This window comes from Veillonella agrestimuris (genome assembly GCF_943193065.1).
Lineage (GTDB): Bacteria > Bacillota > Negativicutes > Veillonellales > Veillonellaceae > Veillonella > Veillonella agrestimuris.
The window spans coordinates 83,293-108,156 of record NZ_CALPCS010000006.1 but is presented as its reverse complement, the minus strand read 5'-3'; the positions used below and the strand labels follow the sequence as shown (position 1 = coordinate 108,156).

Below are 24,864 nucleotides of genomic sequence, written 5' to 3'. Positions count from 1 at the left end.
GCCAGCGTTCGTCCTGAGCCAGGATCAAACTCTCCAAGATATCTTGAAGCTATTTGAATAGCTCATTTGTTTGTTGTTGTTGCTCATGGCAACATTAGAATTATGGTTGGTTTTGATCATGTCAAAACCCGCACTCTGGCATATGTTCAATCTCTCGATTGATTACCTATCATTGTTCAGTTTTCAAAGATCTGTTACCACCTTCGGACCTATCATTTACTAGGTCCGCCGATTGGCGACTAGACTATAATATCATGTTCACTATAGTGAGTCAACACTTTTTTATAATCTTTTTAACATTTAATCTTGCTTTCATTATTGGCTAGAAAAACAAAATTAAAAATACCTCAAATCATAGATAAAACCTAAGATTTGGGTATCTATTCCATCGCTGTTGCGACTGTATTGCTATTATAGTACACCTAAGGCCTGAAATGCAAGGGATTTTTGTAAATTTTTCTAATTACTTCTTAAGTTCGGCTAATTAGTATAACACCCCTTTTTCAGCCCCTATATATGGTATATACAAAAACCTGCAAGGGCAAGAGCAACATATATTGATAAGGGAATAGCAAAATTCAACGAGCATTTTTCTTTCAAGCGAAATGACCTCCACCTATATGCTCCTCTTTATATAATAGTATATAAAAGGATTGTTTTTCGCCTTTGTCTTCCATCTTTCCTTTTTAATCTCAGCGATATACAACATTCGTATAAAAATACTCATAAAACTCTTGTACAAGAAAATATCTTGATGTATAATAAATTCAACGGATAATGATTTTCCATTTCATGAATCCGTACTTTCAAAAAGTTTTAATTTGTAAGGTATTTCATGTAAGGGTTATACGACATTACAATTTACATTTTAAGTAAAAGAAAAGGAGATTGTCTTATGAGTGACAACAACAAAAAGCTCACTACAGCTTTTGGCGCACCTGTGCCAGACAACAACAACTCTATGACAGCAGGCAAACGCGGCCCTGTATTGATGCAAGACGTGTGGCTTATGGAAAAATTAGGCCACTTTGCTCGTGAAGTGATTCCTGAGCGTCGCATGCACGCAAAAGGTTCCGGTGCATTCGGTACTTTCACAGTAACAAATGACATCACAAAATACACAAAAGCAAAAGTGTTCTCTCAAGTAGGTAAAAAAATCGATTTATTCGTTCGTTTCTCCACAGTAGCAGGCGAACGCGGTGCAGCTGACGCAGAACGCGATATTCGCGGTTTCGCTGTTAAATTCTATACCGAAGAAGGCAACTGGGACCTCGTTGGTAACAATACGCCGGTATTCTTCATTCGCGATCCATTGCAATTCCCAGATTTGAACCGTGCCGTAAAACGTAACCCACAAACAAACCTTCGCGATGCCGAAGCTAACTGGGATTTCTGGACTAGCCTTCCTGAAGCAATTCACCAAATCACTATCGTTATGAGTGACCGTGGTATCCCTGCTTCTTACCGTACTATGCACGGTTTCGGCAGCCACACATACAGCATGATCAACGCTAACGACGAGCGCGTATGGGTGAAATTCCACTGGGTATCTCAACAAGGCATTAAAAACTTCACTGATCAAGAGGCAGCTGATGTGATTGCTAACGACCGTGAAAGCCATCAAAAGGACTTGTTCGACGCTATCGAAAAAGGCGATTTCCCGAAATGGAAATTATTCATCCAAGTAATGACAGAAGAACAAGCAAAAGCTATGCCTTACAATCCATTCGACTTGACGAAAGTATGGTACCACGATGAGTTCCCTCTTATCGAAGTAGGCGAAATGGAATTGAACCGCAACCCAGAAAACTACTTCCAAGACGTAGAGCAAGCTGCATTCGCACCTTCCACTATCGTTCCTGGTATTAGCTTCTCTCCTGACAGAATGTTACAAGGTCGTTTGTTCTCCTATGCTGACGCACAACGTTACCGCTTAGGTACAAACTACCACCAAATCCCTGTTAATGCTGCTAAATGTCCTGTAAATATGTATCATCGTGACGGCTTAGGCCGCGTTGATGGCAACCATGGCAGCACCATTGGTTATGCACCAAATACAAAAGGCGAGTGGTTGAACCAACCAGAGTTCAAAGAACCGGCATTAGATGTAACTGGTCCAGCGTACCAATATGACTTCTACGAAGATGATTCTGATTTCTTCACACAACCAGGCAAATTGTTCCGTCTCATGACTCCAGAAAAACAACAATTGTTGTTCGAAAATACAGCTCGCGCTATGACTGGCGTATCTGAGGCAATCAAACAACGCCACATCCAACACTGCTACCAATGTGACCCTGCATACGGCGAAGGGGTAGCAAAAGCATTGAACATGTCTGTTCAAAAATAATTCAATACACAAATACACACAATATACACCTAACCCAACAAAAATAGCTCTCCAAGTGGAGAGCTATTTTTTTATTTCCCAGCATGACCCTACCAAGGTTATAGGGTACCGTTGTAAACTTGAAGGAACTACAAAAGGCCCACCTAAGATACTGATGTTCTTAGACGGGCCTTTTTAGGATATCCAACTAGCCTTTATAGGTTAACCATTATTTTTTCTTTTTCTCTTCTTTTTTAGCTTTTTTATCAGCTTTTTTGTCTACTTTTGTAGCTTTTGCTTGGTCTACTGTAGCATTCTCTTCAGGTGCCCATAAGTAGTAGTATACTGCTTCGGATGGAGAGCCTGCGTTAACTGGACGGTATACATTGTCTACAGGATCTTCCGCTTCTACATAACCTTGAGGGTTATATAATGTTACTTTTACGTCTCGAATGGTTTTATCTTTACGGTTAAATTCTTCTGTAGCAATGAAATGGAAACCTTCAGAATCTTGAGCTTTCACATCGATAGTAGCAGAGTTATCATTACGTTGTACACTGTCTACGTCGATAAACCAAGATACACCAGCGCTATCAGAACCGAATTGTTGCCAGTTCACAGCATCTGCATTACCTACATTACAAGTACAAATAACAGCAGCAGCTAAACCTGCTAATAGAGTTTTTTTCATATCTTTCACCTCGTCGATCCTAATGATTACATGACTATCGATTCATAGCATGCAATTGTATTATATCATATAAGACTAATTCACTCAAATGAACTGTCTTTCCCGTGCACAGTATGTGCTCTTAGCCTATATAATATACACCTTCAGCCTATATAGTACGACCTTTAGCTTACATATTATGCGTCTTTTCCCCAAATGGCCTGTTTAATTAATTCACCAATAGAACCTTTTTTAATTTCCACTGGTTCTTGCCGCTCAGGATTTACAAAAAGAGGAATACCAGCTGTAGTGGATACTTTCACACTGTTTTCAGTCCATAAGTTATTAGCGCGATCAATGTCTACGTCATACACATAGGTGTAACCTTCTACATTGTTTACTTTTACAGAAATATGCGCTGTTCTATCTGTTTTTTCTACTGTTTCATTGTCGATAAACCATGTCGAGTCATCGGCATCGGCGTTAATGTAGTACCAATCAGCCGCCTGGGCTGTACTAAATCCGCCTACTACAAGAGCCCACGCCACAGCGAAGGCTGTTATCCATTGTTTCATAATTACTCCTATCAACAAAGCACTAAGCGACCACCCTTCGGTAGTCGCCTGTGTATATGTTAGTTATCTTCGTCCATTTCCCCTGCCGGAATAACAGCAACACCAGCTACTTTATCGCCTTCATCAAGGTTTTGTGTTTTCACACCAGAAATAGCTTTGCCTTTTTTCACAGCAATGGAGTTCATGTTGAATCGAATGATCTTACCTTGTTCAGAAATGAGCATCACTTCATCATCGTTGTGAACTACTTCAACGGCCACTACGTCGCCCGTTTTGTCGGTAATACGGAAGTTTTTCGTGCCGATGCCGCCACGTTTTTGTACATTATACACATCTGCATCGTTACGTTTACCATAGCCTTCTTCGGAAATCGTGAAGACTTGCACTTCCGTTTCGTTAGCGTTGAGCACGCCAGCCCCTACAACTACGTCGTCAGCTTTCAACTTAATACCGCGAACACCACGAGCAGCGCGTTTCATGAGGCGTACGTCTTCTTCATTACAACGAATAGCCATACCTAACTTCGTTCCAATGAGGATGTCTTGGTTACCAGTCGTAATAGTTACAGTAATCAAGCGGTCCCCTTCATCAAGGTTGATGGCATTGAGGCCAGAACGGCGAATGTTTCGGTACTCTTCAATAGCAGTACGCTTCACAACGCCTTGTTCTGTAACCATGAATAAGTTCACATCTTCTTGGATACGCTCGAGGTCAATCATTGTAGTCACCGATTCGCCCACCGCGAGTGGCAATACATTAACCATCGCAGTGCCGCGAGAATTACGGGAACCTGCTTCAGGCACTTCGTAGGCTTTCAAACGGTACGTACGGCCTGTAGATGTAAAGAAGAGTAATGTATTATGCGTCCGCACATGCATGATTTGGGTTACATAATCGTCTTCTTTCGTTTTCATGCCAATAACACCAGCACCGCCTTTATGTTGATTACGGTACACATTAGCATTCATCCGTTTGATGTAACCTTGTTTCGTCAAGGTAATCACCATTTCTTCATCGGCAATGAGGTCTTCTACATCAAGATCAGAGGTGTCGATAGTGATTTCAGAACGACGGGCATCGCCGTATTTCTTCTTCATATCGTCCAATTCTTCTTTGATGATTTGACGTTGACGCGCTTCGCTAGCTAAGATAGCTTTTAAATCTTCGATTAATGCCAACAATTCGTTGTATTCTTCTTCGATTTTTTCGCGCTCTAAACCAGTTAAGCGACGTAGACGCATGTCGAGGATGGCTACTGCTTGTTTCTCTGAAAGCCCGAATTTTTCCATCAACGCATTGCGCGCGATTTCGTCAGTTTGAGAACTGCGGATGGTAGCAATGACTTCGTCGATATGATCGAGAGCAATGAGCAAACCTTCTAAGATGTGAGCACGCGCTTCCGCTTTGTTCAATTCGAACTGCGTACGGCGTACGATTACATCAAGACGGTGATCTAAATAGTAACCAAGTACTTCTTTTAAGTTCAACACCCGAGGATGACCATCTACAAGTGCCAACATGATAACACCGAAAGACTCTTGCAATTGCGTATGTTTATATAATTTGTTTAATACGATATCTGGTTGTACATCGGCGCGCAATTCAATAACGATGCGCATACCTTGACGGTCAGACTCGTCGCGAAGAGCTGTGATACCGTCGATGACTTTATCACGGCTAAGGTTCGCAATGCTTTCAATAACTCGCGCTTTATTGACTTGGTAAGGAATTTCCGTAACCACAATTTTGTGTTTACCTTTGGACATTTCCTCTATAGTGGCACGAGCACGCATTTTTACGCTGCCCCGGCCTGTTGTGTAAGCCTTTTTAATACCATCGCGGCCAAGAATTAACGCCCCTGTTGGGAAATCTGGACCTTTGATAGCTTTCATCAAGTCGTCTACGGTAACATCAGGATTGTCGATAAGCATCGTTAAGCCGTCGCACACTTCGTTTAAATTGTGTGGCGGAATGTTTGTCGCCATACCTACGGCAATGCCGCTGGAACCATTGATGAGAAGATTTGGAATCTTCGCTGGCAATACAGTCGGTTCTTGCAAGCTTTCATCATAGTTCGGCATGAAATCAACCGTTTCCTTGTCGATATCAGCAAGCATTTCCGTTGTAATTTTCGCCATACGAACTTCGGTATAACGCATCGCCGCAGCGCTGTCGCCGTCGATGGAACCAAAGTTACCGTGGCCGTCTACCAAGAGGTAACGCGTATTAAAATCTTGCGCCAAACGAACCGTTGCATCATACACGGAGCTATCGCCGTGTGGATGGTATTTACCCAATACATCACCGACGATACGAGCCGATTTTTTGTACGGCTTATTCGGTGTCATACCTGTTTCATGCATAGCGTACAAAATACGGCGATGTACCGGTTTCAAACCGTCACGCACATCTGGCAAAGCACGCATAACGATTACACTCATAGCGTAATCGATATAGGCATTTTTCATTTCTTTATCAATCTGAACGGGATGAATATTCCCATGGGACCATTGTTGGTCTGCCACAATCTCACCTCATTTTACTAACACTACCTAGTTTCGTATCTTATTATTATAGCAGTTTTTCTCAACTTAGACCATGGAAAAATGAAAAATCCTAATGCACAGGACTATGGGCCTATGCATTAGGATTATATATGATAGCTAAATATAATAACTGAGGCTAGCAACTACATAATAACTAGGGCTAACCACTACCGTCTTAGATCTGACAAAGAATGCCACGCAGCAACTAATTCTGCTATTGCCGTCTTATTAGAGGTCATTGTTAAATAACGAAACCATCGTTCCAAATAACATCGATGCTCTTCCTTAGCCTCTTGTATTTTTCGCTTTGCACGATGAAGAGAATGGTAAATTAGAATAGGGTCAAACGCATCATATTGAATAAAACACGTATCCTTAGTTGGGCCTGATCTCAACTTATAGGCATGAGGCAATATAACATTAAACATGCCATACACAGAACTACGGCCTATTGGTTGACGTACTTTAAGATAAGCAAACGTCATATGGGGGCCATAGGTTCTTGGGTCAGTGTACATGGGTTTAGTTCCCGTCATAGATAACATGGACTCAGATTGTAAACCTTCCGCTTCGGTCAGTCGACGAAGAACAGTTTTAATAGACTTGTTAATGAGCATATTCCGTCCATTTAAGTAATAGCAATAGGTGCTATCCCCACCACTCTCATAGGTGGGGATGAGATAGCAAAGATAATTACCTTCTTCATGCTCATCATATGATTCTTCATACAAATAATTGTGTAATGCAATAATATCTACTGTTGGAATTTCTTTAGAGTATTGTTCCATTCTGAACTCCTCTCATATTTGTAATAGTATATATAATTTCTTAATTTCCTCGAGTATAATGTCTTGCTAACAACACATGTGTTATTGTAAAAGTTCGCTGCGATTCTTATGACTTTATTGTATATCTATCATTTGTTTTTGTAAATATATAAATATACATTTCCATGGATTTTTGAATAACTTCATCTAATTCACAGACAACTTAACTGATATGTGTAGACAAGTGTGATCACAACTTATTTTCTTGTTTATTTGTTTATTTTTTTATTTGTTTCTTTGCTCATATAATGCCTCCATGCTAGCACACATTATAATCAATATTTATGCACTATCATACTATGGTTTATGTACTATTACACTGCCCGTGTATGCAGTTCTTATCAATTATTATCTGCTATCAACTATGTCATATCTCTTACATCAATGCATCATACGTGACCGCAACTGCGCCAAAGCCCTCTTATGACGCTGTTGCACGGCTTGCCTTGTAGTCTGTGTTATATGACCAATTTGGGCACAACTCAGCTCTTCTTGATAAATCTGATGCAATAATTCTTGCTGCGTAATGGGTAACTCTTTAAAAGCTCGCCACAACTCTCGGCGTAAACTATGCTCTTCATCTGCCGCAAGAACCTCTTGATCAATAGCAATATCATCAGGAAATTGATCCATGGCTAGCTCTTCATCATCGCTTAAGAGCGGCAATGTCACTTCGTGGCGCCATTGGTTGACGGCTTTTTTATAAAACCGTAGGTGTCCATAATGAATAACGGACTTTACGTAACCAGCAAAAGGTACCTCTCCTTCCGATTCATACCGTTGGATAGCTTCAATAAAAAGCACCCAAAGGAAGGATTCAATGTCTTCTTTTACACTATCATGAGTAGACAAGCGAGCATATTTTCTAATAAGCGGCCTATACCTGTGGCATAATTCCGTTTGAATGGCATCTAAGGTGATGTCCTCAAAACACCACCTATCTTGGTTATACCGTTAAACGTTCAATGTTCCGCCTTGGCATAAGCGCACTAAACTTTCATCAGTGACAGCCGCCAATACTTGAGGCGAACAAACAATGGTCTTGGTTGATTGTGTAGCTATTTGTTTAGCTGTTACAGAACTTGCAGATTGTGTGGATGTTACAGATTCCATTACATGTGTCATATATATCCTTTCTGCCTAGGCTTACTTGCACTATACAGGAAGATACAAAAACAGGCAAATCCGTAAAAATGCGGATTTGCCTGGAGTTATGAATGGAACTATATAAGAACAGTGTAAAAATAAATCTTTTTTTAAGATTTAGAATGAAAAGGTATATGTTATAATAATTACACTTATTTCCCTAATCACTACTTTACATCTTTACAAAGAGAGATTTACGAGCAGTGATTATGTATGATAGTTATTGTAATATACGAGGTGAAAGTTCCCTATGAAAGTCCTAGCATTTAACGGTAGTCCTAAGGCTAATGGCAATACATTCCATGCTTTACAATTGGTAGGTAAAGAACTAGAAACAGCAGGTATTGAATTTGAAATCGTCCATGTTGGCAATCAAATCATCCGAGGCTGTCTTGCCTGCGGTGGTTGTGGCCGTAATCAAAATGAACAATGTGTGATTCCCAATGATATCATTAACGAATGTCTTCAAAAAGCAAAAGAAGCAGACGGTATTTTACTAGGGTCTCCAGTACATTATTCTGGCGTACCTGGCACGATGAAATCCTTCTTAGATCGTCTTTTCTATGTGAGTACCTCTAACGGCAACCTGTTCCGCCACAAAGTAGGTGCTGCTATCGTGGCTGACCGCCGAGAAGGCGGTATCTCCACACTAAATGAATTAAATCATTTCCTTACCTACTCGGAAATGATGATTCCTACATCTAACTATTGGAACATCATCTACGGCACAACACCAGGCGAAGTCGAACAAGACGAAGAAGGCAAACAAATTATGCGCGTCCTCGGTAAAAACATGGCTTACCTTTTGAAAGTCATGGATGCAGCTAAAGGCATAGTGACGGCGCCGGAGAAAGAGGATAAAGTGTATACACACTTTGTGCGGTAAAAATATTTAACGACGTTATATATTAAATCAAAACTAAAAAACGCTCTCTACAGTCTTTTTTATAACTGTAGAGAGCGGTTTTTCCAATATACTATTAATACCAAGTACCAAAATCTTGTTCTGGATACACATTAGCATCTACATAGCCTTGCATTTTGCTAATAGCATAGGCCCGATAAGCCCAATCATTTGGCTCTGTTTGAATGCGCTCAATTTCTTTTGTTGCTTTCACAATACCGAGCACGCCCATACGTTCTTCTTTACCTTCTGGTAAAAATTCGTATACAGCATGAGTATCGTTATTTTCTTTCAATCTTAATCGTACCATATTAACTCCTTGTACACGACACAATCCGCCCTAACGGTGATCGCATCGATGGTATATTAACTAACTATATCACTAACTTGATTTGTATCATTTGTGATTACTATTTTATTATACCCTTTTTTAGCACTTGATTTCTACGATAAATGAATCAAACTATTCCTTACCTACTCGGCGATGATTAAACCGCATCAGAACCATTCAACATGTTTCGCCACCATTCCTCATATTCAACATACCACTGTATAGTATATTGGATTCGTTCAGCAAAGCTGAATTTCGGTGTCCACCCTAATTCCGTTTCTAGTTTGGTAGAGTCGATAACATATCGCAAATCATGTCCTGGGCGGTCTGCTACAAACTCAATGAGTGATTCATCTTTGTTGAGTGCTTTCAAAATAGTACTAACTACTTCTAAATTTGTTTTTTCATTGTGCCCACCAACGTTATAAATTTCACCAATCGTTCCTTTGCGCATAACAAGATCAATCGCTGCACAATGATCTTCTACATATAACCAATCTCGCACATTGCTACCTGCTCCATAAACAGGTAGTTTTTTATTATGTAATGCATTGATAATCATGCGAGGGATGAGTTTTTCTGGGAATTGGTAGGGGCCATAGTTATTGGAACAACGAGATATAGTAATAGGCATTTGATAGGTACGACTATATGCTAGGCAGAGCAAATCAGCACTTGCTTTAGATGCCGCATATGGGCTAGATGGACGCAATGGTGCATTTTCTGTGAAAGCTAATGCTAATTTCTCTAACGGCAAATCACCATACACTTCATCAGTAGATACTTGATGATACCGCTCTACATCATATTTACGGGCCGCATCAAGCAATACTTGCGTTCCTAACACATTCGTTTCTAAGAAAATACCTGGATTTTCAATAGAACGATCCACGTGGCTTTCAGCGGCGACATTAACAATGATATGGGGCCGTTCGTTCTTAACAATACGGTCAATAGCCTCTCGGTCAGTAATGTTCGCCTTGTAAAAGCAGATGCTTTTCTTATCTAACAAAGGTTGTAACGTATGCAGATTCCCTGCATAGGTTAAAGCATCAACACAAATAATTTCATCCGACGGATGTGTTTTGAGAAGATAGTATATAAAATTACTACCAATAAAGCCGGCACCGCCGGTGATTAGGATTTTCATGGGTTTACCTTCTGTTATTTTATAACTCGAATTGTATTATTTAATATTTTTGATTAATTTTCATAATCCATATTTAACTTTATTATAAATTTTCAGGTGGAATATGAATGTTTACAGCTTTATTTATACTATTACCAAGATACTCACTGTGGACTATAATAATAGTAACATAACCAAAGATTAATTAATGAGGAGGCACTATGAATATCCCACAAAATCCAGCAGAAGAAATACTAAAAGATAGCTTCAATACAGGAATAAGTATATTGGATTTCCTCCATGGAGGCTTACCAATATTTGAATCATTAACTACAGCGGTAAAACTTATTCATAATATTCCAAACCAAGTATTTATGTACAAATTTTGTAAATTTATAGTAGCTTTAAACTCCAATCATGACGTTGAGAGATTTAAAGAAAAATATAAAAAGAAATATATAGATAAAAAAGACCAACTCAATGATGATTTAAAATGGATTATCATATGTTTAGACTCTATCAATGAAGAAGATAAAGCTTATTATATAGGCCATCTGTTTTATAATTTTATTGTAGACAAAATAGACTGGAATACATTTAAGGAATTTTCTATTGCTGTTGATCGTTTACTCTCTTCAGATCTAGAAACCTTATTAACATTGGATATAAAACCACAAGAGGTAGACTTTACAAACCTTGAAACTCTATACAAAAATGCACGAGATGATACCGACTTTAAAGGACCTGTCGAAACTCACAGTTTTGCCACGATAGATAAATATCTATATTTAAGACTCTTATCTGCTGGGTTCGTAAATATAGAAAATGAAGTCTTAACTTTGCAGCTAATGCCTAAAAAACTTAATACTAGATTTGATAGAAGATTTAGATTATTTTTAGAGTGTATTCGATAATAAAAAATAATTATATATATTATGCTCTAACTAAACTCAAAACATACTATAATTCAGATTATATAATATTAATCTATAGTTATAATAATTTCACTTACTAACACACTATTGTAATATACGAGGTAAAAAGATCTAATAAAAGTAGTAGCATTTAACGGCAGTCCTAAAATTAATGGTAACACATATCACGCCTTACAATTAGTAGGCAAAGAGTTAGAAGTGGCAGGCATTGAATTCGAAATCATCCATGTCGGAAATCAATCAATTCGTGGCTGTATTGCATGTGGCAATTGTAGCACGAAACAAAATGAGCAATGCATAATTACAAATGACATCATTAACGAATCCATTCAAAAAGTAAAAGAAGCTGATGGTATTTTACTAGGATCTCCTGTTCATTATTCTGGCGTACCAGGTACAATGAAATCTTTCCTAGACCGACTCTTCTATGTCAGCACATCTAATGGGAACTTATTCCGTCATAAGGTAGGGGCAGCCATTGTCGCAGACCGCCGCGAAGGTGGTATTTCTACGTTAAACGAGTTAAACTACTACCTATCCTATTCTGAAATGATGATCCCTACATCAAACTACTGGAATATCATCTATGGCACAACACCAGATGAAGTAGTACAAGACACGGAAGGCAACCAAATCATGCGCGTCCTCAGAAAAAACATGGCTTACCTTATGAAAGTCATGAATGCTGCTAAAGGGCGTCGTAGAAGCACCAGAAGAAGATAAAGTATATACGATAGTCATATTGATTTATTCTGCAAAATTATATAATAATTATCTATAACAAACTAAGGCTTATGAGGCAAAATCAATGACCACCCGTTAGACGGGTGGTCATTGATTTTGCTTGAAAACCTCATGCAAGATATTTTCTAATGTAGATACTTCTTCTGTAAATATGAGTGCATACATATCAAATTTAAATAATACCGATATAACAAACAATTTGATTAAATTAACTCAATTCCCCGTTTTACGAGTATACGTTTAATAATATCACACTCAATAATCATACATTGTTTAAATACATCGATGACAGTAATAATAAGGTTAAATATATTTAATAGAAAAAGTATAATTACCACCAAAGGAATCCAATCTATATTAGGTACTCTCGTGATTAAACAAAACATTATTAAAGCAATAAAAAAATAAGAAATAAAAACGCCATGTATATGACATTGAAAGTCCCATAAAAACTGATATTATCCAAGAAATAACGGGCATTAATATATCTAAAAGAAGACATCCTATTATAACCCAATTTGCCCAGTTCATATCAACAGTCTTCACACTAAAAGTCAAATATTCTGAAAATTCACCTATCTTTGGTATTAAACTTCCTAATATAGCACCAACTAACCCACTTTTCCACATCAATGATTCACTACTATTAAAACTAGCTGATTTAACCATTAACAATTCCTTCAACCTAAGTGTACTTTGTCTATGGTATGTTTTATATCGTTTTACAAAAAACTTTCGTAAATATCGACTAATATACGTACCATTCCTAAGAGAACTAAAAAAACGTTTCATACATTTTATATTTCTTTTATAGTTACTCTTTCTTCTTCCCATTTCCTGCTTAAAAAAATTTTTTAATTTGATTTACTAAATACATGATACACCTATTCACATTAATAAATAATTTTCATTCTTACTTAAATTGTAATATAAAACCAAATCCTCTTTAAATCTACTGATATCTTACTTTTTCTAAAATACTTCCTAAATTATTTTATAGTATAATAATTTACGGAGCAAGTTATTACAGTATCAAAACACTCAATAACTCATTATTTTAGAAATACTATGTATAGGTATAAATATAGTATAAAAATATAGGTAATTGATGATATAACGAGGCTACTGGAATGAAACCCAATTTTGCTCGTATAGAAAAAACTTTAAACAAAGATTGGCACACAAACAAGTGCACCTAGTAGTAAGCGGAAAGAGACTTCCTCCATCAATACATTAAGACCCGTCATTAACGAGTTACTATAGATGACATAACTCCGAAAAAGTTTCACTATAAAGCAGTATTATGGAGATATTTATATGATAACTATGAATTAGCCGTTTCAGAATCTACCTTTAGACAATATTTTCTAGATATAAGGAAGGAGTGTCAACACTATTTTAATACCCATAAAGGCGTACACCCCAAACAACCTACCTATCATTATAAGACTATCAGGCACAACTAGATTGGAAAGAAAATGTTAAGTTTTTAGATGCAAATAGTATATTAAATATACTTGTCTTAATACTGAGTTATTCTCGATTGAAACTCTTTTATGTTACGCAAAATCGTTCGCAAAGTACTTTGTTACATCTACTTACATGTTATTTGGAAAACTAGATGGTATGCCTCAACGCATACTCACAGATAATATGAAAAATATTGTTACATTACAAAACAACACCTCTATTCGTAAAGCTATCCATCCTACCATTGAAAGTTTTAGTAGAGAATTCAACTGTACATTCAATACTTGCCAAGTACAACACATAGAAAACCGCGTGAATTTTACATATCTGTCAGTCTACAGAGTGTTCACCGTTACAATTTGCGGGAAGATAAAAAGAAGTCCATAATACACCACTTGCTACGCAAGCGATTAGGGACTCCTATAAACAACAATATTCCACTGTACGGTCTTCCAAGACATATACGATTTCATACAAAGGTTGTGCCTAGTCTGTATCAGCAAGATACGCACACTACTATCTTGATATAAAGATAATGAAATGCTATATGTGCATGATAACACAAAACTCGTTGCAATGCATAGAATAACAAAAAGAAAAAGAACACCCCTTAAATACAATAAAATTTAATACCTTGCTTTAGTTTTAATAGGTTGCTATAATAAAATTACTTTAATGAGTCTTTGATTGCATTAAAGGAGACCAATGAATTGCAAGTACGAAGAAAGTTTCGTATCTTGCCGCCAATAATTATATTGAGTTGTTACTAGAACACTAGTGACCAACCATATGATTACAGCGTATATTGATATCATAGGTATGATATAAAAGTTATGATTGAGCATAAGCTTGATTATCTCCTTTATTATTGTAACATGAATTGTAATGACGGAATTCTACAGACAACAGTCTATAGGCCTAATTTGGTGGACGATTATATAAAAATTATATATGGTGTAAATAGTATACCCACGAGTCTCTTTCCATTCCACCTTGGTAACTCGTGGGTTTTGCAATGAGGAGCATATGGACTTACTAAAATGGGAATCTAAAGTTCAAACTCTAACTCGTAAATATAATCATTTTGACGTATGGGTTTCTTATGAACAAGTAAAGAGCTATATTTTTAATAAGGAAAAAGTTGCACACCATGGATTTTATCCACTTATCCATTTCACTATCCCTAAAATAAAATGGAAAAATAATCGAGTAGATAATTCAAAAGAACGAGAGCTCTATTATACCGCACATATAGATTCCTGGATTTATCGGTATTATAGTTATAAGTTAAATGAATTATATAATTGTTATATATCAGACCATGGATTCGCAACAGCACCAGTAGCATATAGGACTAATTTAGGAAAGAGTAATATTGATTTTGCCTACAATGCTTTCAATTTTATTAGGACATTACAACAAGATAATAAAGATTGTTATGTGATTATCGGAGATTTTACTCATTTTTTTGATTCTCTTGACCATCAGTATTTAAAAGAATGCCTAATTGATTTATTAAGTCATAAAAACATTAAAATCAAAAAAAATCGCAAACTCCCTCAAGATTACTATAATATTTTTAAGAATATAACTAGATTTTCTTCAATTAGTATTCAAGATATACTTAAGTACCATAAACTAAAGGATTCTGTTGCCCACAGAAAATTATTGAATAGTAGTTCTTTTAATAATAATAGTGGTAGAGTCCTAACAATGGCCGCTGTAAGATCATCTGATAAAATAAATATTAGTCCACATAAGGAATCATATGGCATTCCACAAGGAACCCCAATAAGTGCTGTTTTATCTAATATCTATATGATACATTGGGATGAATCGATTACAAACTGGACTCATAGTTATCACGGTTTTTATCAACGCTACAGTGATGATTTTATTTTAGTTATACCAAAAAGTACCTGCAATTTAAAATTACTTTTGAAAGAGTTCTCTAATAAGTGTAATTCGATAAAAGGTATTACACTACAAAACGAAAAATGTCATATATTTGAAATAAACTCTAATCAAATTACTAATTTAGATTTCTTAAATACTAATTCAGATACTTCCACAGTTGAATCTAATAATCCTAATAAGAAAAAGAAAATTATAAATTATTTAGGTTTCTCTTTTGATGGTAACAATGTATCTATAAGAAATAAAACACTCTCACGCTATTTTGGAAAAATGTCAAAGGCCGTAAATAGTATTGCTAAAAAAAATACAAAATCCAAGCCAGTTCCATTATATAGAGTATATAATCAATATACATATAAAGGAACTATTTCATATCGGAAAAAACATCAAGATTTACCTCATGTAAGACTGATAACTCAAGATAATGGTAATTTTCATGATTATGTAATTAGAGCACAAAGAAAGTTTAAGGATGATACCCCCATTATTAAGGTAACCAATAAGTCTATACAACATCTATCAAAACGACTAAAGGCAAAACTATAAATGCCATCCATGCTAGTTTAAATAATAATTTTTAGCCTATAATAAATGTTGGGGTGTCACCATCAAGGTGGCACATCTAACATTATTTTTTTGCAAAAAATAAGCATATACCACTCACATGCTTTACAATACAAATGTCAAAGTCCTAAAAAGATGTGAGCGTATATGCCTATTAAAAATTATACAGAGTTTTACACAATATCAAACAAGAATATATTTGTCCAAAGTGTCATCATGCAACCAAACGTATAAAAAATTACTGGATTCGTACTGTAATATAATGATTCAATGTGGTATATTAATTAGTAAATATAGACGCGGAGATATAGCTATACACATTGTGGGTATGCATTTTCTAAACAAAACCCCTTTGTTCGCAAATACATGTAAATCAGTATCACGAATCTTGCCATAGAAAAAATTAAACAAAATGCTAATAATCTTTTACGCAAACATTACGTTGATCTAGAACATGAAGCTTCGGAGTATGAATTACATAAAACTAGTTGCTTAGTAGCTCAAGTAGAATATAATGCTGCAAATAATACTTTAATTTATAAAAAAATGAATTACTAAAATATAAAAATAATCTCCAAGAATTGAAACGGTAAGCTGTAAATGAAGACCTCGCTATAGAATACATAAATAAATTTATAAAAGGACTTGGAAGTCATTCTTTTACTCTAGCCAACGCGTCTTCTACTGAACAAAAAGGAGTCTATCAAATTCTAGATCATTAAGGTAATCCAAGAAAAATAGAAACGCTTAGCACTGGTGAAAAAAATGTTGTTGCTTTTTTATGATTCATTTATCATTTACAAGATTCTAATCACTCGTCAAAAAAAATCAAATCATTATATTTAAATACTCATTTCTATATAAATACTAGATGCAACTGATGGTTTAAGGATAAAAAGAATAAAGCAACCTTTAGACTAATAAAAAATGGTATGACTACGGATATTATAGAAGTAGAAAAAAGAACAATATTAAAACAAGGTATGAGGCATTATGAGATGAACTTAATTGGCTATACACTCACGGTAAAGCAGAATATTTATTAACCTCTATTCGTCGCATTTTAGAAACATATAATAATTTTAATCAAATTGAAAATTTATATAAGGACTCTAAAGAAGCAGAAAAATTATTCAATGTTAACTCGCTGGTATTGATGACCTTGAAAGCGATTTAAACGGTAAAAGAAAAGACGAAATCATCAGAATGCTACAATCTATGTTTGAAAAACATAAGACTTTAAATCATTTCAAAACATACTTTCATCCATATCCAGACAATGCTCAATCACAATGACAAAAAAAGCTGTAACGAAATGAAGATTTTTGTTCATTTCATTACAGCCCCTTCTAATTATTTTCTTGCCTCCCCTTATACTACTAGTATGTAGGGGGGGGGGGGACATTTACATTTCATATTGTCCTCATTGCTATTGATGCGTCAACCTATAGAAATGAAACAAGTTGAAGTACCTCTCTGTCTAATTGACCTTCATACTACACTAACTTAACATAACGTAAAATATAAGTTATCCCTATTGCTATTATTATAGATATTACACCTTTAAATACATAGTCTGTTATAATTCCACTGAATTGAACCAACTGCATAATTGGAAAATGCATACAATAAATAGGTAATGAAAGTGAACCTAATTCAGTAAATACTTTGTCTACTTGTTTTGGAATTTTATCATCCACCAATAACGTTATTAATAATACTAAGAAAGTAAATAATATCAAACTGAATGATATCGTCGTTCCTTTCATATCTATGAATATACTCCCTAATATATAAATAATAAATATTACTAATGATACTGGTAGTAAAGATATATTTCTCATGACTTTAATATTTGCTTTTTGTACCCATTTTACAACATAAAATAAAAATGTTCCTAACATTAAATCTGCTATACTTCTAAAATATAACATATGGCTTACATCCCAAGTTATACTCATGCCTATGTGTTCAAGATTATAAGAATATAAAGCTAATGGAATTATCCAAGAAAAAATATATATGTATAAATTCTTCATTTTATACATATATACAATAATAATTGGTAAGAAAATTAATATGTTCGAAATAAACCATAAGGGAGAGTTAAAATTATAAAGGCCACTTCCTAGATCAGTCCCTCCCAAAAAAAGCAAATTAACGGGTATTGAAGCAATCAATGTAACAATATTTATATCTCCAGAGCTTGGTTTCACTAATAAGGCAACAAAACCAATAAATATACCTATCCATGCATATAAAGTAGTTCTATATATTTTTCTCAAGCTATATTTTACAGCAACTTGCGGTATATTTTCTACCTCAATATTATCCATGTTATTAAAATGCTTAGCCGTAAAATAACCTGTTAATAAAAAGAAAAACTCAACAAATATCCACCCTGTATCAAAATATAATCTTTCTCCAAATATAAACCCATGATGAAAAACTATCACGATTGCACCACAAAAACGATATAATTCTATAATAGAGTTTTTCATAATAAAAAATATCTCCTAATGTTACCCATAAAGATAGCAACTTTTCTAATAAAAGATAACATAAAATGGTAGTTATGGCGTATCCATATTTATATTTACCTAAAAAATGATTATATATTGTACTCTAACTAAACTCAAAACATACTATAATTCAGATTATATAATACTAACCTATGTTATAATAATTACACTTACTAACACACTATTATATATAATATATGAGGTAAAAAGTTCTAATGAAAGTAGTAGCATTTAACGGCAGTCCTAAAATTAATGGCAACACGTATCACGCCCTACAATTAGTAGGCAAAGAATTAGAAATGGCAGGTATTAAATTCGAAATCATCCATGTTGGAAACCAGTCAATTCGTGGCTGTATTGCATGTGGCAATTGTAGCATGAAACAAAATGAGCAATGCATAATTACAAATGACATCGTTAACGAATCCATCCAAAAAGTAAAAGAAGCTGCTGGAATTTTACTAGGATCTCCTGTTCACTATTCTGGCGTACCAGGTACAATGAAATCCTTCCTAGATCGACTCTTCTATGTGAGCACATCTAATGGCAACTTATTCCGCCATAAAGTAGGTGCAGCCATTGTCGCAGATCGCCGTGAAGGTGGTATTTCTACATTAAACGAGTTAAATTACTACCTGTCCTATTCTGAAATAATGATCCCTACATCAAACTACTGGAATATCATCTACGGCACAACACCAGGTGAAATAGTACAAGACATAGAAGGCACCCAAATCATGCGCATTCTCGGTAAAAACATGGCTTACCTTATAAAAATCATGGCTTCCTCCAAAGGTATTGTTGAGGCTCCAGAAAAAGAAGATAAAGTGTACACACACACTTTGTGAGATAGTCAAAATAATCTACCCCTGTAAATTTACACAAAAACTATCTTATAACACCATAAGGTTTATAGGATAAAATTTAGCCGGAGTAATACATTGTATTACTCCGTTTTTCATTTATAAAGCTAAAACTCTTAACTAAAATTCTCTACGTCAAAATGCTGATCGAAGACCTTTATTTTCAAAGATAATATCAAGCTTTATTCTTTTAGTAATATCATTTGTCCTTATAAATGTATATTTCTTTGTCTTCACCAATTTAATATCCCCATAATTAACAGATGTGTTCTGAAGTACCCAGTTCTCCATTTTATCAGACATAATACCTCTCTTAATCCCTTTTATAAAAGAAAACTCTTCATTCCCATTCTCTTTTCTCTTACTATTCATCGCTTGATTAAAAGATTTATCAGTACCATAATAAATTTTCTCAAATCTTCTCTCTAAAATATGTGTATCAATACATTCAAAAAAAGAGAGTAATTTTCCATTATCATCAATAATCTGATGACGTATTGTTGAATTTAATTTGTCTAAATATTGGTTGCTGCCCCCTGTATTATTCATCTTAAGAGTTGTGAAATAACTATGCTCCTTATACTTTAAAAATATACATAAGCTAGGATTCTTAAAATCATAATTATCAAAATATAGATTAACTTGTACTAAATTATACTCAAAATGGTATTTAATTGCAGTTTTAGCATCATCAGTTTCTAATTGATTATATGCTTCAATTAAACGATTTTTCACCGTTGTTTTCATTAAATCTCCTTACTTTCTCTTCTTATAGTATTTAGGATTTACAACTAATAATAAAACAATACCCACTATTCCCTGAGAAGTGTATTCATGTTAGTCTTTTAGAATACTTTATTTAATACCCAATTTTCTCAACAAGAAGGCACCGCCTTTTTTCACCCAATTCTGCGGTTCCATAAAGGATACGTTTTGTTCTTTATAAGGAATTTCATTTTTCTCAAGCCATACGTCGAGTAAAATTTCGCTAACAAATCCATAAATACGAGATTCGTAAACATCGTAATGAGAAATATCGACACGTTTTTCTAATTCCCCTAAGATAGTAAACATCCATTCACAATATTGATCGTACAAATCGCGACGCATAACAAACATATTGAACATATGTGCCCAAGTCCGATTGCAAACCTTCATAAAGGCTGCACTGTATTCAGGGTATAGCTCGGCAATGATTTCTTCCGTCACATCTAATCCTTCGCTATGGTGCGCATGGTTATAATGTGAACGATTCGATTCGATGTAATATTTACGCTTATCGGCTACTACAACAGGGTGTTTACTCAATAACTCTTCCCAATTAGCAGTAGTCAAAATTTGCTCTTTTTTACCTTCTACGGAACGCACTTCTTTATTAGTAAAATACCGGCGGTAATGAACGAGGCCGATATAATCGGCGTCTAAATTTTTCCAAGCCCAATATAAGGCTGTCAATTCACAGTAATTAGGATTTTTAAGTGATATATGGTCACCCGTATTATCCCCTACATAGCCTAAATCATCTTTCCCTTCACGGCCAACGTGAATAGGCATATATACAGATTCTGTAGGCATCCAATATTGCTTATGTGTTGCTATTAAAACTCTAATATTCATCATTGCTGCTCCTATTCCATATGTTCTATATTTAGCATAGTAACTAGAGTCTATAATTCTCGTTTAGTTTACTACAAAATATGTAAATATAATAAAGTCTGTCACTATTTATAAAATATATCTATAGCATATCATTATTCTATATAATATATTACCAAAAATCATGTATGGAGGAGAAAATGTGCTTATAGAAAAATCAACAATATACTTGACAGAATAATCTCTTTTCTAATGTCTTTAACAATCCTATTTTTCTAACTTCTTCTAAAAAGATATCTTGTAGTACTTTATAGTGTAGTAATTCTCGAGGCAAATTGTTACACCATTGGATTGCTTGTTATAACATTCTATCAGAAACATTGTTAATAGGCATCCCTTTTAGTTATAAAGCACCTAAATAATCCATAGTGATTATCTATTTAAATTTTGATCAGACATCTAAATCATAATATACAGTTTTCACTATGGATTTATTTATGCGTCCAGTTTTAATTTACAATTAAGCAGACTGATTTTTTATTAAAGCATATCCAAGTCCCATTAAAATATAATAACAGCAAGTAATACTCAAATTATTGATAAGTCCTGTTACCATAATCCCTAAAAACGAAATAAAGAAAAAAATTAATTGAGTTCTATTAATTAAATTCTTTGTACGGAATATCTCCTTAAGTAATTTAAAACCCAAATAAACTGGAGCAACTAAAAATATTAATAATCCTAAAATTCCACCTTCTGCAAAACGAACAGCATACTCACTTAAGTTAGGAAATCCAGACTGCATTAAACCTCTTTCCTTCTGATATTGAATCCAGCTTTGAACTTCTGGATCATTTAATGCCTCAGTGGAAAGATAATCAGGTGTATAAGAACTTCTAAAACCAGTTCCTACCCCGAGTAATGGATGTTGTTTTCCAATTTCTACACTTGATTCAATAATGGATAACCGCGCACGATTACTCCTTTTGTCAGTACTAACAGCGGAAGCTATATTGTCAGTTACATATTCCTTTACAGTATCCTTTTTCTCTACTTCGTAAATTTGTTTTGTACTTTGCGGACTTCCAGGCATAACATCTAAAGAGAGTATAGCTCCCCCAAAAGCTAATAGCGAACAGAATAAAACTAATACTGTATTCTTAATAAAAGTTTTTTCCTTATTCCATATAGTAAAAAATATAAGCACTAACAATTCAATAAGTAACAAGATAGTCGCAGTTCGGGCTCGAGTCAAAAACAACCCATAATTAAACATAAATATTACAACCATATTTATAATTCGTTCTTTGTTGTTTGTCACTTCAATTAGCTTATACCATAAAATAGGCATCGCAAAAGCTGCAAAAATCCCATAAAAAGATGGTTCTGCAAATACAGACCTTAATTGATTATTCCAAAAAAGAGGTGGCCACCAAGTCCCATTACTACTTATCTCATGAACTACTGGATTAAGGATACTTAATATATGTTCAGCTGAAAAATTGCCCCATAAATATAATATATCTAATATAGAATAGATACATACAATAATGGTAGCCCCGTACGTACCTTTTACTAATATTCTAATTCCTCTATTAATATTAAATTTATACCAACTATATATCATATAAGGAACCGTAAAATACCAAAAACATTCTATTACAAAAATTTTAATAGGTCTCAAAACCATAGAATACATTAATAGCGTATTAGCATCAATATGTATCCCTATTGATGCTAAAGTTTTTTGTATCATAGGTAATTTTTCAACTTGAGTTACTGGACCGGATAAAATAACATCATAATAAGGATATATAACAAGACCATGGATAAACGAAATGAGTAATATACCAATATAAATCACGATATATATTCCCCAAATTTTATCATCTCGTGTTATTACTAATTCAGATTTATTCTTGTATATAATGTAAAATGAATATAATACCCCAATTAATATAGGATAGAAGCTTAAATCAGTTCCTAAAAACCCACCTATAAAATTTAATTGAAGGATCTTCGGAATTTGAGTAAAAATTGTAAATAACACAATTAAATAAAATAAACCATCTCGTATAGACGGATTCATAAATTATACCTCCATTACATTACTAAATCCCTTTTAAATTTATGTACATTGGTTTAATACACAACGAATTCATAGTGCACTTATCTATATACCTCTAAAGAGTATATAGGCTTAATGCAACACCTTAAAAATTTTATCCCAATATCCCAAAAGTATTGCTAACCTATCTTTAGGTATAAAGCTTCTAAGTAGTCCATTTTGCCTTTTATTAGAACCACATTCCCATACAGAATAAGGACATGCAAACAAATCATTAACTTTAGAAAAATCAACAACATCAATAAACCAAATACTCTTTTTAAACTTTCGTTTCTATCCAAGATAAAAAGGCCCCCCAATAGCACCAGTTTAAGGTGTTAAAAGAGCCTTTGCGTGATTGATCGTAATAGATTCAACAGAGTCTCCTAAATGACTTCCCTTTTCTAGAGAAACTAGTTTTTAACTTTATTAAATCTTATAAATCTTCTTGCGATAAATCACATATGCCATAGTACAAGTTACGAATATCTCTGTTATTATCGTTGTTACAGCAGTCCCAACCCCGCCATAATAATATGTTAATGGAACGATAATAAGTAAGCTTATGCAAGCCGCTATCATTAAAATTTTGCTATAAATAGATTCCATGTGTAGGGAAAGCATAGTTTCATAACCTAATACATTACTCATGGCAACAATCATAGGTACAAAAGCCATAATTTTAAACAATATAATAGATTCTCTATACTCTTCACCCAATAAGGAAATAATAATAAAATCTCCCCAGAAAACTAGTATTAATCCGCCTAAAAACCCTACAACTGTATAGATATATAACTGTTTCTTTAAGAATTTTATGCCTTCCACATAAGAATTTTTTAATAACCGATTAATATGTGGATATACCGCATCATTTACAGCCATCACCATTCTTCGAATACTTCCTAATAACTTATCGGCAGCACTGTAATAACCAACGACAGTATTATTAGTGAGTAAACCCAAAATAATAATAGATGTTGTAGTATAAAGATTTATAACAATAGTAGAAGCAAAGATGAGCCATCCTTCCTTATAGATTACAATGAATTCTCCCCATTTAGGTATTGTCCATAGAGAGTTATATCGTTTAGTTAATAAGATTAAAGATAATATTCCAGAAATACATGGCGCACATGACAAAAGTAAAGCTGCCAACCTATAGTCCTCAGGATCTTTTACGAGAGTAAAAATACCGAGAATACATAATAGTCTCCCCGCTAAATTTAATATAGTAATGTATCTCATTTCTTGAATCCCTTGGAAAAACCAAATAGGGAATATAATATTACCAATAACAGCCGTATAAGCAGCTAAATACAAAACAAGGTCAATTTCAATACCAATTTGCATACATACAAAAATGCTAATTAATAATAAGAAGGTCGCAATCCCGCCCAAGGCAATTGATCCATACATGTATTTAGAAAATAGTTGAGCATACTCAATAGGCTCTGCTTTAGCTATTGCTCGTGGAGCAGTTAAATTAAAGCCGTAACTAGATATAAGCACTAAGTATGCCATTATACTTTGTGCAAAGACAATACTTCCCATATTTGCTGGTCCCAAAACAATCAACAAATAAGGAATCAGCAAAAATGACAGAATATATTCTAATGCACGCAATAAAACCATAGAAAAAATATTTTCTATAAGCTTTGTCGGCTTAAATACCATTCATCCTACCCT

General features: G+C 34.5%; 20 protein-coding genes. 6 read left to right on the top strand and 14 right to left on the bottom strand.

What is annotated here, in order from left to right:
- Positions 1-895 precede the first annotated feature (895 nt).
- On the top strand, positions 896-2,350 hold the full coding sequence (locus NFR29_RS04355; protein ID WP_251423780.1) for a catalase: 1,455 nt from the start codon (positions 896-898) through the stop codon (positions 2,348-2,350).
- Positions 2,351-2,558: 208 nt separating this feature from the next.
- Here NFR29_RS04355 and NFR29_RS04350 read toward each other — a convergent pair whose 3' ends face one another.
- The 6 genes from NFR29_RS04350 to NFR29_RS04325 form a co-directional block, all read right to left on the bottom strand.
- Positions 2,559-3,029, bottom strand: a complete 471-nt coding sequence (locus NFR29_RS04350; RefSeq protein WP_251423777.1) for a hypothetical protein — start codon at positions 3,027-3,029, stop codon at positions 2,559-2,561.
- 167 nt (positions 3,030-3,196) lie between these two features.
- A complete protein-coding gene (locus NFR29_RS04345) occupies positions 3,197-3,574 on the bottom strand; it encodes a hypothetical protein (RefSeq protein WP_251423775.1) in 378 nt (125 codons plus the stop codon).
- A gap of 59 nt (positions 3,575-3,633) precedes the next feature.
- On the bottom strand, positions 3,634-6,099 hold the full coding sequence (gyrA, locus tag NFR29_RS04340; protein ID WP_277612500.1) for a DNA gyrase subunit A: 2,466 nt from the start codon (positions 6,097-6,099) through the stop codon (positions 3,634-3,636).
- A gap of 188 nt (positions 6,100-6,287) precedes the next feature.
- Positions 6,288-6,908 carry a hypothetical protein gene (locus tag NFR29_RS04335; RefSeq protein ID WP_251423772.1) on the bottom strand — a complete coding sequence of 207 codons (621 nt, stop codon included), beginning with the start codon at positions 6,906-6,908 and terminating at the stop codon, positions 6,288-6,290.
- A gap of 420 nt (positions 6,909-7,328) precedes the next feature.
- Positions 7,329-7,853 carry an RNA polymerase sigma factor gene (locus tag NFR29_RS04330; RefSeq protein WP_277612502.1) on the bottom strand — a complete coding sequence of 175 codons (525 nt, stop codon included), beginning with the start codon at positions 7,851-7,853 and terminating at the stop codon, positions 7,329-7,331.
- A gap of 48 nt (positions 7,854-7,901) precedes the next feature.
- Positions 7,902-8,060, bottom strand: coding sequence for a hypothetical protein (locus NFR29_RS04325; RefSeq protein ID WP_251423767.1), 159 nt, complete (start codon positions 8,058-8,060; stop codon positions 7,902-7,904).
- Positions 8,061-8,343: 283 nt separating this feature from the next.
- Between NFR29_RS04325 and NFR29_RS04320 the strand changes: the two genes are divergently transcribed.
- Positions 8,344-8,979 (top strand): flavodoxin family protein, encoded by a 636-nt coding sequence (locus NFR29_RS04320; RefSeq protein WP_251423764.1) that lies wholly within the window; start codon positions 8,344-8,346, stop codon positions 8,977-8,979.
- A gap of 94 nt (positions 8,980-9,073) precedes the next feature.
- Here NFR29_RS04320 and NFR29_RS04315 read toward each other — a convergent pair whose 3' ends face one another.
- Together NFR29_RS04315 and rfbB are read right to left on the bottom strand one after the other, a co-directional pair.
- Positions 9,074-9,307 carry a hypothetical protein gene (locus NFR29_RS04315; RefSeq protein ID WP_251423761.1) on the bottom strand — a complete coding sequence of 78 codons (234 nt, stop codon included), beginning with the start codon at positions 9,305-9,307 and terminating at the stop codon, positions 9,074-9,076.
- 178 nt (positions 9,308-9,485) lie between these two features.
- Positions 9,486-10,478, bottom strand: coding sequence for a dTDP-glucose 4,6-dehydratase (gene rfbB, locus NFR29_RS04310; RefSeq protein ID WP_251423759.1), 993 nt, complete (start codon positions 10,476-10,478; stop codon positions 9,486-9,488).
- A gap of 200 nt (positions 10,479-10,678) precedes the next feature.
- Between rfbB and NFR29_RS04305 the strand changes: the two genes are divergently transcribed.
- Positions 10,679-11,371 (top strand): hypothetical protein, encoded by a 693-nt coding sequence (locus tag NFR29_RS04305; RefSeq protein ID WP_251423756.1) that lies wholly within the window; start codon positions 10,679-10,681, stop codon positions 11,369-11,371.
- Between the two features lie 135 nt (positions 11,372-11,506).
- Complete coding sequence (locus NFR29_RS04300; protein WP_277612501.1) at positions 11,507-12,115, top strand: flavodoxin family protein; 609 nt, start codon at positions 11,507-11,509, stop codon at positions 12,113-12,115.
- Between the two features lie 378 nt (positions 12,116-12,493).
- Here NFR29_RS04300 and NFR29_RS04295 read toward each other — a convergent pair whose 3' ends face one another.
- A complete protein-coding gene (locus tag NFR29_RS04295; protein WP_251423753.1) occupies positions 12,494-12,805 on the bottom strand; it encodes a hypothetical protein in 312 nt (103 codons plus the stop codon).
- 1,827 nt (positions 12,806-14,632) lie between these two features.
- On the opposite strand from NFR29_RS04295, the gene NFR29_RS04290 reads away from it, so the two are divergent.
- Complete coding sequence (locus NFR29_RS04290; RefSeq protein WP_251423750.1) at positions 14,633-16,069, top strand: reverse transcriptase domain-containing protein; 1,437 nt, start codon at positions 14,633-14,635, stop codon at positions 16,067-16,069.
- A 1,514-nt stretch (positions 16,070-17,583) separates the two neighbouring features.
- Here NFR29_RS04290 and NFR29_RS04285 read toward each other — a convergent pair.
- Positions 17,584-18,588, bottom strand: coding sequence for an acyltransferase family protein (locus NFR29_RS04285; protein WP_251423748.1), 1,005 nt, complete (start codon positions 18,586-18,588; stop codon positions 17,584-17,586).
- A gap of 236 nt (positions 18,589-18,824) precedes the next feature.
- Here NFR29_RS04285 and NFR29_RS04280 point away from each other — a divergent pair, with 236 nt between their 5' ends.
- Positions 18,825-19,457, top strand: a complete 633-nt coding sequence (locus NFR29_RS04280; RefSeq protein ID WP_251423745.1) for a flavodoxin family protein — start codon at positions 18,825-18,827, stop codon at positions 19,455-19,457.
- A 150-nt stretch (positions 19,458-19,607) separates the two neighbouring features.
- Here NFR29_RS04280 and NFR29_RS04275 read toward each other — a convergent pair whose 3' ends face one another.
- The 4 genes from NFR29_RS04275 to NFR29_RS04260 all read right to left on the bottom strand — a co-directional run bounded on the left by NFR29_RS04275 (position 19,608) and on the right by NFR29_RS04260 (position 24,852).
- Positions 19,608-20,219 carry a hypothetical protein gene (locus NFR29_RS04275; protein WP_251423742.1) on the bottom strand — a complete coding sequence of 204 codons (612 nt, stop codon included), beginning with the start codon at positions 20,217-20,219 and terminating at the stop codon, positions 19,608-19,610.
- Positions 20,220-20,327: 108 nt separating this feature from the next.
- A complete protein-coding gene (locus NFR29_RS04270; protein WP_251423798.1) occupies positions 20,328-21,089 on the bottom strand; it encodes a DUF4422 domain-containing protein in 762 nt (253 codons plus the stop codon).
- A gap of 499 nt (positions 21,090-21,588) precedes the next feature.
- Positions 21,589-23,157 carry an O-antigen ligase family protein gene (locus tag NFR29_RS04265; RefSeq protein WP_251423739.1) on the bottom strand — a complete coding sequence of 523 codons (1,569 nt, stop codon included), beginning with the start codon at positions 23,155-23,157 and terminating at the stop codon, positions 21,589-21,591.
- 447 nt (positions 23,158-23,604) lie between these two features.
- Positions 23,605-24,852, bottom strand: coding sequence for a flippase (locus tag NFR29_RS04260; protein WP_251423736.1), 1,248 nt, complete (start codon positions 24,850-24,852; stop codon positions 23,605-23,607).
- Positions 24,853-24,864 lie beyond the last annotated feature (12 nt).

Excerpts from the sequence above, each read along its gene's own strand:
- NFR29_RS04305 (WP_251423756.1), top strand. The coding sequence starts at position 10,679 with ATGAATATCCCACAAAATCCAGCAGAAGAAATACTAAAAGATAGCTTC.
- NFR29_RS04355 (WP_251423780.1), top strand. The coding sequence starts at position 896 with ATGAGTGACAACAACAAAAAGCTCACTACAGCTTTTGGCGCACCTGTG.
- NFR29_RS04290 (WP_251423750.1), top strand. The coding sequence starts at position 14,633 with ATGGACTTACTAAAATGGGAATCTAAAGTTCAAACTCTAACTCGTAAA.
- NFR29_RS04335 (WP_251423772.1), bottom strand. The coding sequence starts at position 6,908 with ATGGAACAATACTCTAAAGAAATTCCAACAGTAGATATTATTGCATTA.
- rfbB (WP_251423759.1), bottom strand. The coding sequence starts at position 10,478 with ATGAAAATCCTAATCACCGGCGGTGCCGGCTTTATTGGTAGTAATTTT.
- NFR29_RS04320 (WP_251423764.1), top strand. The coding sequence starts at position 8,344 with ATGAAAGTCCTAGCATTTAACGGTAGTCCTAAGGCTAATGGCAATACA.
- NFR29_RS04280 (WP_251423745.1), top strand. The coding sequence starts at position 18,825 with ATGAAAGTAGTAGCATTTAACGGCAGTCCTAAAATTAATGGCAACACG.
- NFR29_RS04265 (WP_251423739.1), bottom strand. The coding sequence starts at position 23,157 with ATGAATCCGTCTATACGAGATGGTTTATTTTATTTAATTGTGTTATTT.
- NFR29_RS04345 (WP_251423775.1), bottom strand. The coding sequence starts at position 3,574 with ATGAAACAATGGATAACAGCCTTCGCTGTGGCGTGGGCTCTTGTAGTA.
- NFR29_RS04260 (WP_251423736.1), bottom strand. The coding sequence starts at position 24,852 with ATGGTATTTAAGCCGACAAAGCTTATAGAAAATATTTTTTCTATGGTT.
- NFR29_RS04315 (WP_251423761.1), bottom strand. The coding sequence starts at position 9,307 with ATGGTACGATTAAGATTGAAAGAAAATAACGATACTCATGCTGTATAC.
- NFR29_RS04270 (WP_251423798.1), bottom strand. The coding sequence starts at position 21,089 with ATGAATATTAGAGTTTTAATAGCAACACATAAGCAATATTGGATGCCT.
- NFR29_RS04325 (WP_251423767.1), bottom strand. The coding sequence starts at position 8,060 with ATGGAATCTGTAACATCCACACAATCTGCAAGTTCTGTAACAGCTAAA.
- NFR29_RS04275 (WP_251423742.1), bottom strand. The coding sequence starts at position 20,219 with ATGAAAACAACGGTGAAAAATCGTTTAATTGAAGCATATAATCAATTA.
- NFR29_RS04295 (WP_251423753.1), bottom strand. The coding sequence starts at position 12,805 with ATGGTTAAATCAGCTAGTTTTAATAGTAGTGAATCATTGATGTGGAAA.
- NFR29_RS04285 (WP_251423748.1), bottom strand. The coding sequence starts at position 18,588 with ATGAAAAACTCTATTATAGAATTATATCGTTTTTGTGGTGCAATCGTG.